Raw genomic sequence first — 12,288 nt, forward strand, 5'->3', positions numbered from 1 at the left:
ATCTCTTTTTGTTGTGTTTTTTTTCCACTCCCCCCCCCCCCAGACGAAGTATTCAGCCCGGCTGGCAAGTATTCAGCCCGTCCGGCGGTTGAGGACGAACTCGGCGAAGCCGGTGATAAACGGTGCGCACGCTTCGGGCAGACTAGAAGCACGCGTACGTCCAGGGAGGCCCCGCATGACCCAGGACCCCCAAAAGCGCCCCCGCTCGAAACGAGCCGACGCGCGCCGCAACTACGACCGCCTCCTCGCAGAGGCCCGCACCGCCTTCGCAGAGCAAGGCACCGGCGCCTCACTGGAAGACATCGCCCGCCACGCGAACGTAGGCATCGGCACCCTCTACCGCCACTTCCCCAACCGGCACGCCCTGATGAGCGCCGTCTTCGAGGAGGCGGTGGGCGACCTGCTCGCCCGCTCCCGCGCGCTGCTCGACGATCCGCAGCCCTGCGCCGCCCTGGTGACGTGGCTGCGCGCCATCATCACTCATGCGGGTGAGTACCGCGGGCTGTCCCGCGCGCTCATGTCGGCGTCGCACGACGACAGTTCGGCGCTGGCGCGGTGCAGCAGGCCGATGCGCGAGGCGGGCTCGGCACTGCTGATCCGGGCACAGGAAGCCGGTGCCGTACGCCCCGGTGTCTCCATCGGCGACCTGATGCAGCTCACCAACGCGATCGCGCTGGCGGCCGAAGAGACCCCGGACGAGCCGGAGTTGGCCGACCGCCTGCTGATGCTGACCCTGCGCGGCCTGAAGCCCGAGGGGTCGGCGCCCGCCGAGCCCGCTCCCGCCCCGGCCAGGGACTCAGCGGCGGCGTAGGTCCGCGACCCGCGCGGCCCGCTCCCCGGGCGGCTGCTCCCCGAGGACCGCACTGCGCAACTGCGGCCCCGCACCGCTTCCATGACCACCATGCGTACGACGCTGCCCCGGCAGGGGCACGTCCCGGCGCGGCTGTCGCGCCGGGACGGGATCCACCCCGTTTCCGGAGTTGGGTCCTGCGGTCCCGCCCGCGACGGCGATCTGCACACCCTGGTCGGCCAGGGCCTGCAGCTCGGTGGCCGCGCGGTCGTCATGGGTGGGCGGTTCGTCGGTGACCAGGCGGGTGATGACGTCCGTCGGCACCGTCTGGAACATCGTGTCGGTGCCGAGCTTGGTGTGGTCGGCGAGGACCACGACCTCGGCCGCCGCCTGGACGAGCGCGCGGTCCACGCTCGCCGACAGCATGTTGGACGTGGAGAGGCCGCGTTCGGCGGTCAGACCACTGCCCGAGAGGAAGGCACGGGACACCCGCAGTCCCTGCAAGGACTGTTCGGCCCCGCTGCCCACGAGTGCGTAGTTGGACCCGCGCAGGGTGCCGCCCGTCATGACGACTTCCACCCTGTTGGCATGCGCCAACGCCTGTGCCACCAGAAGGGAGTTGGTGACGACGGTCAGACCGGGCACCCGCGCGAGCCGGCGGGCCAGCTCCTGCGTGGTCGTACCCGCCCCGACGACGATGGCTTCGCCCTCTTCGACGAGACCCGCCGCGAGATCGGCGATGGCCGTCTTCTCGGCGGTCGCGAGATGTGATTTCTGCGGAAAGCCGGACTCCCGCGTGAATCCGCCCGGCAATACCGCACCGCCATGTCGGCGGTCGAGGAGTCCTTCTGCCTCCAGCGCGCGCACGTCCCGCCGTACGGTCACTTCGGAGGTCTGGACGACGCGGGCGAGCTCACGGAGCGATACCGCTCCGTTGGCCCGCACCATTTCGAGGATCAATTGGCGACGTTCTGCAGCGAACACGAAACTGACAGTAACCCCAACGACCGTCTGCTTTCAGCAGTTTGCGCCGAATTACAGAAGTTGTTCGCACGGCAACACCGGAAGTGGTATACGCGCCTACCCACCCCGCCTATGCCCCGCGAATGCTCCGCAACAGTGCGTGACCTGCGGAGAGTTGATACCCAGGCGGGCGCCGCCTCATCCGCGACGCACACCTCTGGGGCCTCGCTCAGGCCTCGCCGGCCGTCTTTCGCGTGTGAAGTTGACGCGCGACCTCGGCGATCGACCCCGAAAGAGATGGGTACACGGTGAACGCGTTCGCGATCTGTTCAACCGTCAGATTGTTGTCGACCGCGATCGAGATGGGGTGGATCAGTTCCGAAGCGCGCGGCGCGACGACCACTCCGCCGACCACGATCCCCGTACCCGGACGGCAGAAGATCTTGACGAAGCCGTCGCGGATGCCCTGCATCTTCGCGCGCGGGTTGCGAAGCAGCGGCAGCTTCACGACGCGGGCGTCGATCTTGCCGGTGTCGACGTCGGACTGGCTGTAGCCGACGGTGGCGATCTCGGGGTCGGTGAAGACGTTCGACGAGACGGTCTTCAGGTTCAGCGGCGTGACCGCGTCGCCCAGGAAGTGGTACATCGCGATGCGCCCCTGCATGGCGGCGACGGAGGCGAGCGCGAAGATCCCGGTCACGTCACCGGCGGCGTACACACCGGGAGCGGACGTCCTGGAGACCTTGTCGGTCCAGATGTGCCCGGAGTCCTTGAGCTTGACCCCGGCCTCCTCCAGGCCCATGCCGCTGCTGTTGGGGATGGCACCGACGGCCATCAGACAGTGCGTACCGGAGATGACACGGCCATCGGCGAGCGTGACCTCGACGCGGTCGCCCACGCGCTTGGCGGAAGCGGCGCGGGAGCGCGACATGACGTTCATGCCACGGCGGCGGAAGACGTCCTCGAGGACCGCGGCGGCGTCCGGGTCCTCGCCGGGCAGCACGCGATCGCGGCTCGATACGAGGGTGACGTTGGAGCCGAGTGCCTGGTAGGCGCCGGCGAACTCGGCGCCCGTGACACCGGAACCGACCACGATGAGCTCCTCGGGGAGCTCGTCCAGGTCGTACACCTGGGTCCAGTTCAGGATCCGCTCGCCGTCGGGCAGGGCGTCGGGGACCTCACGCGGGTGACCGCCGGTGGCGATGAGCACGGCATCGGCGACGAGGGTCTCCTCGCTGCCGTCGGCCGCGCGCACGACGACCTTGCGTGACCCGTCGATGTCCTGCTGGCCCTCGAGGCGGCCGCGGCCGCGCAGCACGCGGGCGCCGGCCCGGGTGACGGACGCGGTGATGTCGTGCGACTGGGCGAGCGCGAGGCGCTTCACACGGCGGTTGACCTTGCCCAGGTCCACGCCCACCACGCGCGCGGGGGTGTCGATGTGCGGAGTGTCGTCCGCGACGATGATGCCGAGCTCTTCGTACGACGAATCGAAGCTGGTCATCACCTCGGCCGTCGCGATCAGAGTCTTCGACGGAACGCAGTCGGTGAGCACCGACGCCCCGCCCAGACCGTCGCAGTCGACGACGGTCACCTCCGCGCCGAGCTGGGCCGCCACAAGGGCCGCCTCATATCCGCCGGGTCCGCCACCAATGATCACGATCCGAGTCACGTACTCCATTGTCCCGCACGCTTCAAGGTGCTTCGCCCCGGGGCCCTGCGAAGCACTTCTGTTACGGGAGGGACACAGCTCGTCGCTGCCGTACCCTCGACCACATGTCGCTCTACGCCGCGTACGCCGGCAATCTGGATCCGCGGCTCATGTCACGCCGCGCCCCGCACTCGCCGCTGCGCCAGACCGGCTGGCTGAACGGCTGGCGGCTGACCTTCGGCGGGGAGCACATGGGCTGGGAGGGCGCCCTTGCCACGATCGTGGAGGCCCCCCGCTCCCAGGTCTTCGTCGCCCTCTACGACATCGCCCCCATGGACGAGGACTCCATGGACCGGTGGGAGGGCGTGGGCCTGGACATCTACCGCCGCATGCGGGTCCGTGTGCACACCTTGGACGGCGAGGAACCGGCGTGGGTGTACGTCCTCAACGGGTACGAGGGCGGCCTTCCGTCCGCGCGGTACCTGGGCGAGCTGGCCGACGCGGCGGAGTCCGCGGGAGCGCCGCACGACTACGTGATGGAGCTGCGCAAGCGCCCCTGCTGACGGGGCCCCGCGGGCGTTCGCGCCCCCCTTTGTCGGAAACGACAAGGCAACGATCCGAATCCCGTGAGCATCGTCATCTACGCGCGTAGGCTCCGAGCGGCTACTCTCGTCCGCGTGAACGCTTCAGTTATTCCGGACGACATCCAGGGCGACCCCTACGCCGCCGCCGACGCCGCCGCCGCGCGCCTGCGTGAGCTCACGGGCGCCGAGACCCACGACGTAGCCCTTGTGATGGGCTCCGGCTGGGCACCGGCCGTGGACGCGCTCGGCGCTCCCGATGCCGAGTTCCCGGTCACCGAACTGCCCGGCTTCCCGCCGCCGGCGGTCGCGGGCCACGGCGGCCGCATCCGCTCCTTCAAGGTCGGTGACAAGCGCGCCCTGGTCTTCCTGGGCCGCACCCACTACTACGAGGGCCGTGGCGTCGCCGCCGTCGCGCACGGCGTGCGCACGGCCGTGGCCGCGGGCTGCAAGACCATCGTGCTGACCAACGGCTGCGGTGGCCTGCGCGAGGGCATGCGTCCCGGCCAGCCGGTCCTGATCAACGACCACCTCAACCTGACGGCCACGTCGCCGATCGTCGGCGCGAACTTCGTGGACCTGACGGACCTGTACTCGCCGCGGCTGCGGGCGCTCTGCAAGGAGATCGACCCCTCCCTCGAAGAGGGCGTGTACGCGCAGTTCCCCGGCCCGCACTACGAGACGCCGGCGGAGATCCGCATGGCCCGCACGATCGGCGCGGACCTGGTGGGCATGTCCACCGTCCTCGAGGCGATCGCCGCACGCGAGGCGGGTGCGGAGGTCCTCGGCATCTCCCTGGTGACGAACCTCGCCGCGGGCATGACGGGCGAGCCCCTGAACCACGAAGAGGTGCTCCAGGCGGGCCGCGACAGCGCCACCCGCATGGGCGAGCTCCTCGGCCAGGTCCTGGGCCGTATCTGACGGGTGTCCCCGCTCGTCCGGTCACCCCGGCGCGGGTAACCGGACGAGTAGGTGCGCGTACCGCCCCCGACCAGGTGCGCGTGCCGGACCCCCGAGAAACTCCGCATACGAGAGGCTGACGTACGTGCTGGACGACCCCGAACTCATCGCGCGGGCCCAGGCCTGGCTGGCCGAGGACCCGGACCCCGAGACCCGCGAGGAACTCGCCAAGCTCATCGAGGCCGCGGACACCACAGAGCTTGCCGCCCGTTTCGGCGGCACCCTCCAGTTCGGCACCGCCGGCCTCCGCGGCGAGCTGGGCGCGGGCCCCATGCGGATGAACCGCTCCGTGGTCATCCGCGCGGCCGCGGGACTCGCCGCGTATCTCAGGTCCAAGAACCAGACCGACGGTCTGGTGGTGATCGGCTACGACGCCCGCCACAAGTCCGCGGACTTCGCGCGCGACACCGCTGCCGTGATGACGGGCGCCGGCCTCAAGGCGGCCGTCCTGCCGCGCCCCCTGCCCACCCCCGTGCTCGCCTTCGCCATAAGGCACCTCGGCGCGGTCGCCGGCGTGGAGGTCACGGCGAGCCACAACCCGCCGCGCGACAACGGCTACAAGGTCTACCTCGGCGACGGCTCCCAGATCGTCCCGCCCGCGGACGCGGAGATCGCCGCGGAGATCGACGCGATCGCGAGCCTGCACGACGTCCCCCGGCCCGACAGCGGCTGGGAGACCCTCGGCGACGACGTCCTGAACGCCTATCTGGCGCGTACGGACGCGGTCCTGGCCCCGGAGTCCCCCCGCACCGCCCGCACCGTCTACACGGCGATGCACGGCGTCGGCAAGGACACGCTCCTCGCGGCGTTCGCCCGGGCCGGCTTCCCCGCCCCGGTCCTCGTCGCCGAGCAGGCCGAGCCGGACCCGGACTTCCCGACGGTCGCGTTCCCGAACCCGGAGGAGCCGGGCGCGATGGACCTCGCCTTCGCGCAGGCCCGCGAGACGGACCCGGACCTGATCATCGCCAACGACCCGGACGCGGACCGCTGCGCGGCCGCCGTCAAGGACGGCGCGGACTGGCGCATGCTCCGGGGCGACGAGGTGGGCGCTCTCCTGGCGGCCCATCTGGTACGGCGCGGCGCGCGCGGCACCTTCGCCGAGTCGATCGTGTCGTCCTCGCTCCTGGGCCGTATCGCCGAAAAGGCGGGTCTTCCTTACGAAGAGACCCTCACCGGCTTCAAGTGGATCGCCCGCGTGGAGGACCTGCGGTACGGCTACGAGGAAGCGCTCGGCTACTGCGTGGACCCCGAGGGCGTACGCGACAAGGACGGCATCACGGCGGCGCTGCTCCTCACCGAGCTGGCGTCCGAGCTCAAGGCTGAGTCGAATAGCGGCTCCGCCGCGGGGGGCCGCACCCTCCTCGACCTCCTCGACGACCTGGCCGTCGAGCACGGGCTGCACGCCACGGACCAGCTCTCGGTGCGGGTGGAGGACCTCTCCCTGATCGCGAACGCCATGCGCAAGCTGCGCGAGCAGCCGCCGACGGCGCTCGCGGGCCTGCCCGTGACGAAGGCCGAGGACCTGACGCAGGGCACGGACAAGCTGCCGCCCACGGACGGCCTGCGCTACACGCTGGACGGCGCGCGCGTCATCGTCCGCCCCAGCGGCACCGAGCCGAAGCTCAAGTGCTACCTGGAGGTGGTCGTCCCGGTGGCGGACACGTCCGCCCTGCCGGGTGCCCGCGCGACGGCGGCCGATCTCCTCGCCGCGATCAAGCGCGACCTCTCGGCGGCCGCGGGCATCTGAACCACCCCGGGCCACCCGTCCGGGTGGTTCACGTACGGCATGTGACGCAGCGATCCGGTGCGCTGCCGGTCCCCCAGGAAGGGTCGACCGGTAGCGCACTTTCACGTTCCCGGAGCCGCCGCAGTGCCGTACGGACCGACCCCTGAGATCCCGACCGCCCCGTCACGGGTCCCGGCGTCCCGGAGCCGCGGCACCGCCGCACGGCCGTCGCCCCGCCCTCCCGCACGGGCGGCCCACGCCCTGCGCCACGCCTCCCCGGCACTCCTCGCCTACGCGGCCGTACGCGTCATCGGCGCTGTCGTCTTCGCCCTCTGGGCCCGCAGGGAGCACCGCGGGATCTGGCACCTGCTCGCGGAGTCCTGGGACTGCGACTGGTATCTGAAGATCGCCGGCAACGGGTACGCGCACACCCTGGGCACCCAGATCGACGCGAACAACCTGGCGTTCTTCCCGCTCTACCCGCTGCTCGTCAGGGCGGGCGAGGTCCTCGCCCCCGAGCCGCGCGGCGCGGTCGGGCTCGCGCTCTCCGTAGCGTGCTCGTTCCTCGCCGCGTGGGGGATCTTCGCGGTCGGCGACCGCCTCTACGGCCGCCGGGCCGGCGTTGTCCTCGCCATCCTCTGGGGCTCGCTCCCCGTCGCTCTCGTGCAGTGGATGGGCTACACGGAGTCCCTCTTCACGGCGCTCACCGCGTGGGCGCTGTACGCCGTGCTCACCGGCCGCTGGGTGTGGGCGGGCACCCTGGCCGCGCTCGCGGGGCTCACCCGCCCGACCGGTGTGGCCCTCGCGGCGGCCGTCTCCCTGACGGCGCTGCTCGCCCTGCGCCGCGGGACGGCAGGACGCTTCCCCCTGCGCGCCGTCCTGGGGGCCCTTCTGGCGCCGCTCGGCTGGCTCGCGTACGTCGGCTGGGTGGGGCTCAGGCTGGGCCGCTGGGACGGCTATTTCGCCGTACAGAAGCTGTGGCGCAACGAGTGGGACGGCGGCGTCGGGACACTGCGCACGATGTACGACCTCCTCGCCGCCCAACGGCCGCAGCTGTTCCTGACGATGGTGACGGCCACGCTGCTCGCCGCGCTGGCGCTGTTCGTCCTGTCGGTGGGCGACCGCCAGCCGCTGCCGCTGCTCGTCTTCAGCGGACTGCTCCTCGCGATCGTGCTCGGCAGCAAGGGCGTCTACTTCCCGAGGGCCCGCTTCCTGATGCCCGGCTTCCCCTTGCTGCTGCCGGCGGCCGCGGCGCTGGCCCGCGCACGGACGCATGTCGCCGTGACGGTGCTCGGGGCGGCGGCCGTCACGTCGGCGGCATTCGGCGGCCACATGCTCCTTGCGTGGCTGGGGCCGCCGTGAGCGCCCCGAAGGGGCGCCTCCGCCGCGTGGGCGCGACCAGCCACAGCGCCCCGAAGGGGCGCGGGGAACTGCGCGACCAGCCACGACGGCCCCGCAGACGAGTCACGCACTTCCCGCGGAGCGAATAGCGCCTAGCCAACGATCAGCAGCACGGCAAGCAACACCGCGCCCGCAACCACCGGCGCGAGGATCTCGTAGCTCCAGCGCACCACCGGCTCCCCCTGCGCCGACTCCGCGGAGCCGCGGCGCTCGGCGATCTCGCGCAGGTCGTCCATGATCTGGTCACCGGGTGCGCGCAGCGGGTCCGCGTGACCGGGGCGGCGATTGACCCCGGTCCCCACGCTCGGGTCGCCCGCCGCCGCGCCCTGCGACTGCCTGCGGGCGGCCTTCTTGCGGCCGCGCAGGGAGACCGGGATGGCCCAGAGCTGGTACTTGGTGCCCGACTGGGTGAAGACCTCGTTCGAGTAGCCGGAGCGGAGGCCCGAGACGGACGCCCACGGCAGCGTGATCGTCCGCAAGGGGTTCCTGATGCGCAGCCGGTCGTCGTTGGCGTACACGGCGGGGCGCACGGTGAAGGCGACGACGAGCGGCACCGCGAAGATCAGCCCGGCGAGCGCGAGCCACGGCGTGCGGCCCTCCCCCCGGATCACGGCGTCGATGCCGAGCCAGCCGCCGACGGCGAGCAGCAGGACGCCACCGGCGATACCGCCGGACGACCGGAACGTCCGGTCCTTGTACTCGGGCTCCGCGACGGGAGGCTGGGGCTCACTCATGCGTCGATTCTGCCTGAGCGATCCGCCGCGGGGATTTCGGGGCGGCGCCCGCCCCCCTGTACAGCCGCTACGCGCGTAGATATGCTCCCCTCGTGACCATGCCCACTGCTCCCGCAACTGCACACGCACTCGCCGACGCCACCGCGTCGGCCGGCACGCTGCGCCGCTTCCTCCACGGGCTGCCCGGCGTCGACACGGTCGGCCTGGAGGCGCGCGCCGCGGCGCTCGGCACCCGCTCGATCAAGACCCCGGCGAAGGCGTACGCCATCGACCTGGCCATCTCGATGATCGACCTGACGACCCTGGAGGGCGCCGACACCCCCGGCAAGGTCAGGGCGCTCGGCGCGAAGGCGGTCAACCCGGATCCGACCGACCGCAGCACCCCGAGGACCGCCGCGGTCTGCGTCTATCCGGACATGGTGGCCGTCGCCAAGGAGGCCGTCGGCGCCAGCGGCGTGAAGGTCGCCTCCGTGGCGACCGCCTTCCCCGCGGGCCGCGCCGCCATCGACGTGAAGCTCGGCGACGTACGCGAGGCGGTCGCGGCCGGCGCCGACGAGATCGACATGGTCATCGACCGGGGCGCCTTCCTGGCGGGCGACTACATGACGGTGTTCGAGCAGATCCGCGCCGTGAAGGAAGCCTCCGGCGAGGCCAGGCTCAAGGTCATCTTCGAGACCGGTGAGCTCTCGACGTACGACAACATCCGTCGCGCATCCTGGATCGGCATGCTCGCGGGCGCCGACTTCATCAAGACCTCGACCGGCAAGGTCGGCGTCAACGCCACCCCCGCCAACACCCTCCTGATGCTGGAAGCCGTACGCGACTTCCGCGCGCAGACCGGGGTACAGGTCGGGGTGAAGCCCGCCGGCGGCATCCGCACCACCAAGGACGCGATCAAGTTCCTCGTCCTGGTGAACGAGACCGCGGGCGCGGACTGGCTGGACAACCACTGGTTCCGCTTCGGCGCCTCATCGCTCCTCAACGACCTGCTGATGCAGCGCCAGAAGCTGGCCACGGGCCGCTACTCCGGCCCCGACTACGTGACGGTGGACTGACCCATGACTTCCACAGCTTTTGAGTACGCCCCCGCACCGGAGTCCCGCTCCGTCGTCGACATCGCGCCGTCGTACGGCCTGTTCATCGACGGCGAGTTCGTGGAGGCGGCGGACGGCAAGGTCTTCAAGACCGTCTCGCCCTCCACCGAAGAGGTCCTCTCCGAGGTCGCACAGGCCTCCTCCGAAGACGTCGACCGCGCGGTGAAGGCCGCCCGCAAGGCCTTCGAGAAGTGGTCGGCGCTGCCGGGCGCCGAGCGCGCCAAGTACCTCTTCCGGATCGCCCGGATCATCCAGGAGCGCAGCCGCGAACTGGCCGTCCTGGAGACCCTCGACAACGGAAAGCCCATCAAGGAGACGCGCGACGCCGACCTCCCCCTGGTCGCCGCGCACTTCTTCTACTACGCGGGCTGGGCCGACAAGCTCGACCACGCGGGGTACGGCGCGAACCCGGCGCCGCTCGGCGTCGCCGGCCAGGTCATCCCCTGGAACTTCCCGCTCCTGATGCTGGCCTGGAAGATCGCCCCGGCGCTCGCGACGGGCAACACGGTCGTCCTGAAGCCCGCCGAGACCACTCCCTTGAGTGCCCTGTTCTTCGCGGACATCTGCCGCCAGGCGGGCCTGCCCAAGGGCGTCGTCAACATCCTTCCGGGATACGGCGACGCGGGCGCGGCCCTGACCGCCCACCCCGATGTCGACAAGGTCGCCTTCACCGGCTCGACCGCCGTCGGCAAGGCCATCGCACGCCAGGTCGCGGGCACGGACAAGAAGGTCACGCTCGAACTGGGCGGCAAGGGCGCGAACATCGTCTTCGACGACGCCCCCATCGACCAGGCCGTCGAGGGCATCGTCACCGGCATCTTCTTCAACCAGGGCCAGGTCTGCTGCGCCGGATCGCGCCTCCTCGTACAGGAGTCGGTGCAGGACGAGGTGCTCGACGCCCTCAAGCGCCGCCTGACCACCCTGCGCCTGGGCGACCCGCTCGACAAGAACACCGACATCGGCGCGATCAACTCCGCGGAGCAGCTCGCCCGTATCAAGGCCCTGACCGAGACGGGCGAGGCGGAGGGCGCCGAGCGCTGGTCCGCCCCGTGCGAACTGCCCTCCTCCGGCTACTGGTTCGCGCCGACGCTCTTCACGAACGTCACGCAGGCGCACACCGTCGCCCGCGACGAGATCTTCGGCCCGGTGCTCTCGGTGCTCACCTTCCGTACGCCGGAAGAGGCCGTCGCCAAGGCCAACAACACTCAGTACGGCCTCTCCGCCGGCATCTGGACGGAGAAGGGCTCCCGCATCCTCGCGGTCGCCGAGCGGCTGCGCGCGGGCGTCATCTGGGCCAACACGTTCAACAAGTTCGACCCGACCTCGCCCTTCGGCGGCTACAAGGAATCGGGTTACGGCCGCGAGGGCGGCCGCCACGGCCTGGAGGCGTACCTCAATGTCTGAGCGACTCACGGTCCTGAAGACCTACAAGCTGTACGTCGGCGGGAAGTTCCCGCGTTCCGAGAGCGGCCGGGTGTACGAGGTGACGGACTCGAAGAACAAGTGGCTGGCCAACGCCCCGCTCTCCTCCCGCAAGGACGCCCGTGACGCGGTCGTCGCCGCGCGCAAGGCGCAGGGCGGCTGGGCCGGCAAGACGGCGTATCTGCGCGGCCAGATCCTCTACCGCGTCGCGGAGATGCTGGAGGGCCGCAAGGACCAGTTCGTACGGGAAGTCGCCGACGCCGAGGGGCTTTCCAAGTCGAAGGCCGCCGCCGTCGTGGACGCGGCCATCGACCGCTGGGTGTGGTACGCGGGCTGGACCGACAAGATCGCCCAGATCGTGGGCGGCGGCAACCCGGTCGCGGGCCCCTTCTTCAACCTCTCGTCGCCCGAGCCGACGGGCGTGGTGACGGTCGTCGCCCCGCAGAAGTCGTCCTTCCTGGGCCTGGTCTCGGTGATCGCCCCGGTGATCGCGACCGGCAACACGGCCGTGGTGATCGCGAGCGAGGACTCCCCGCTCCCCGCGCTCTCCCTTGGCGAGGTGCTCGCCACCTCCGATCTGCCGGGCGGCGTCGTGAACATCCTGTCCGGCAGGACGGCGGAGATCACCCCGTCGCTCGCCGCGCACCAGGACGTGAACGCGATCGACCTGGCGGGCGTCGAGGACGACGTACTGGCCAAGGAGCTCGAGGTCGCGGCCGCCGACAACCTCAAGCGCGTCGCGCGTCCACAGGCTGTGGACTCCGCGGACTGGTCGGCCGACCCCGGCACGCACCGCCTGACGGCCTTCCTGGAGACCAAGACGGTCTGGCACCCGACGGGTTCGCTTGGCGCGTCCGGCTCCTCCTACTGACTGAGCCATCTCCCCGCGGGGGGGGGGGCGCGCCCCCCCCCCCCCCCGCGGGCGCGGGGGGGCGCGGGGGCTCCGAGACAAGCTCGACCAGAGCGCAC

Annotated in this window: 11 protein-coding genes; 8 read left to right on the forward strand and 3 right to left on the reverse strand. The window is 71.1% G+C overall.

Translation table 11 applies throughout. The features are described from left to right. Positions 1-175: 175 nt before the first annotated feature. Entirely contained in the window at positions 176-811 is a 636-nt protein-coding gene (locus tag ACFWY6_RS19160) for a TetR/AcrR family transcriptional regulator (protein ID WP_384691600.1), read from the forward strand. On the opposite strand, the gene ACFWY6_RS19165 is transcribed toward ACFWY6_RS19160, so the two are convergent. Continuing rightward, entirely contained in the window at positions 797-1,774 is a 978-nt protein-coding gene (locus ACFWY6_RS19165) for a DeoR/GlpR family DNA-binding transcription regulator (protein WP_266870300.1), read from the reverse strand. The genes ACFWY6_RS19160 and ACFWY6_RS19165 overlap by 15 nt on opposite strands. A 208-nt stretch (positions 1,775-1,982) precedes the next feature. Continuing rightward, on the reverse strand, positions 1,983-3,431 hold the full coding sequence (locus tag ACFWY6_RS19170; protein ID WP_384691603.1) for an NAD(P)H-quinone dehydrogenase: 1,449 nt from the start codon (positions 3,429-3,431) through the stop codon (positions 1,983-1,985). A 95-nt stretch (positions 3,432-3,526) separates the two neighbouring features. On the opposite strand from ACFWY6_RS19170, the gene ACFWY6_RS19175 reads away from it, so the two are divergent. The 4 genes from ACFWY6_RS19175 (at position 3,527) to ACFWY6_RS19190 (ending at position 8,030) form a co-directional block, all read left to right on the forward strand. Further along, a complete protein-coding gene (locus tag ACFWY6_RS19175) occupies positions 3,527-3,964 on the forward strand; it encodes a gamma-glutamylcyclotransferase (protein WP_135334523.1) in 438 nt (145 codons plus the stop codon). 114 nt (positions 3,965-4,078) lie between these two features. Beyond that, complete coding sequence (locus ACFWY6_RS19180) at positions 4,079-4,903, forward strand: purine-nucleoside phosphorylase (protein ID WP_360777035.1); 825 nt, start codon at positions 4,079-4,081, stop codon at positions 4,901-4,903. 127 nt (positions 4,904-5,030) lie between these two features. Further along, complete coding sequence (locus tag ACFWY6_RS19185; protein ID WP_384691657.1) at positions 5,031-6,689, forward strand: phospho-sugar mutase; 1,659 nt, start codon at positions 5,031-5,033, stop codon at positions 6,687-6,689. Positions 6,690-6,812: 123 nt separating this feature from the next. Next, positions 6,813-8,030, forward strand: coding sequence for a hypothetical protein (locus ACFWY6_RS19190; RefSeq protein ID WP_384691608.1), 1,218 nt, complete (start codon positions 6,813-6,815; stop codon positions 8,028-8,030). Between the two features lie 131 nt (positions 8,031-8,161). Here ACFWY6_RS19190 and ACFWY6_RS19195 read toward each other — a convergent pair whose 3' ends face one another. Then, positions 8,162-8,803: a PH domain-containing protein gene (locus ACFWY6_RS19195; RefSeq protein ID WP_384691610.1), complete on the reverse strand. Its 642-nt coding sequence runs from the start codon at positions 8,801-8,803 to the stop codon at positions 8,162-8,164. A 98-nt stretch (positions 8,804-8,901) separates the two neighbouring features. On the opposite strand from ACFWY6_RS19195, the gene deoC reads away from it, so the two are divergent. Genes deoC through ACFWY6_RS19210 form a run of 3 tightly spaced genes read left to right on the forward strand, consistent with a single transcriptional unit; the run spans position 8,902 to position 12,190 of the window. Beyond that, the gene (deoC, locus tag ACFWY6_RS19200; RefSeq protein WP_384691660.1) at positions 8,902-9,858 is read left to right on the forward strand and encodes a deoxyribose-phosphate aldolase; all 957 of its coding nucleotides are present in this window, start codon (positions 8,902-8,904) and stop codon (positions 9,856-9,858) included. A 3-nt stretch (positions 9,859-9,861) separates the two neighbouring features. After that, positions 9,862-11,301, forward strand: a complete 1,440-nt coding sequence (locus ACFWY6_RS19205; protein WP_384691612.1) for an aldehyde dehydrogenase family protein — start codon at positions 9,862-9,864, stop codon at positions 11,299-11,301. Continuing rightward, the gene (locus tag ACFWY6_RS19210; protein ID WP_384691615.1) at positions 11,294-12,190 is read left to right on the forward strand and encodes an aldehyde dehydrogenase family protein; all 897 of its coding nucleotides are present in this window, start codon (positions 11,294-11,296) and stop codon (positions 12,188-12,190) included. The genes ACFWY6_RS19205 and ACFWY6_RS19210 overlap by 8 nt, the downstream gene beginning before the upstream one ends. Positions 12,191-12,288: the final 98 nt, after the last annotated feature.

The organism is Streptomyces sp. NPDC059037 (assembly GCF_042740015.1).
Lineage (GTDB): Bacteria > Actinomycetota > Actinomycetes > Streptomycetales > Streptomycetaceae > Streptomyces.

Bases quoted from the DNA above. Each gene is read 5' to 3' on its own strand.
- ACFWY6_RS19205 (WP_384691612.1), top strand. From the start codon at position 9,862: ATGACTTCCACAGCTTTTGAGTACGCCCCCGCACCGGAGTCCCGCTCC.
- ACFWY6_RS19160 (WP_384691600.1), top strand. From the start codon at position 176: ATGACCCAGGACCCCCAAAAGCGCCCCCGCTCGAAACGAGCCGACGCG.
- ACFWY6_RS19195 (WP_384691610.1), bottom strand. From the start codon at position 8,803: ATGAGTGAGCCCCAGCCTCCCGTCGCGGAGCCCGAGTACAAGGACCGG.
- ACFWY6_RS19175 (WP_135334523.1), top strand. From the start codon at position 3,527: ATGTCGCTCTACGCCGCGTACGCCGGCAATCTGGATCCGCGGCTCATG.
- ACFWY6_RS19170 (WP_384691603.1), bottom strand. From the start codon at position 3,431: ATGGAGTACGTGACTCGGATCGTGATCATTGGTGGCGGACCCGGCGGA.
- deoC (WP_384691660.1), top strand. From the start codon at position 8,902: ATGCCCACTGCTCCCGCAACTGCACACGCACTCGCCGACGCCACCGCG.
- ACFWY6_RS19210 (WP_384691615.1), top strand. From the start codon at position 11,294: ATGTCTGAGCGACTCACGGTCCTGAAGACCTACAAGCTGTACGTCGGC.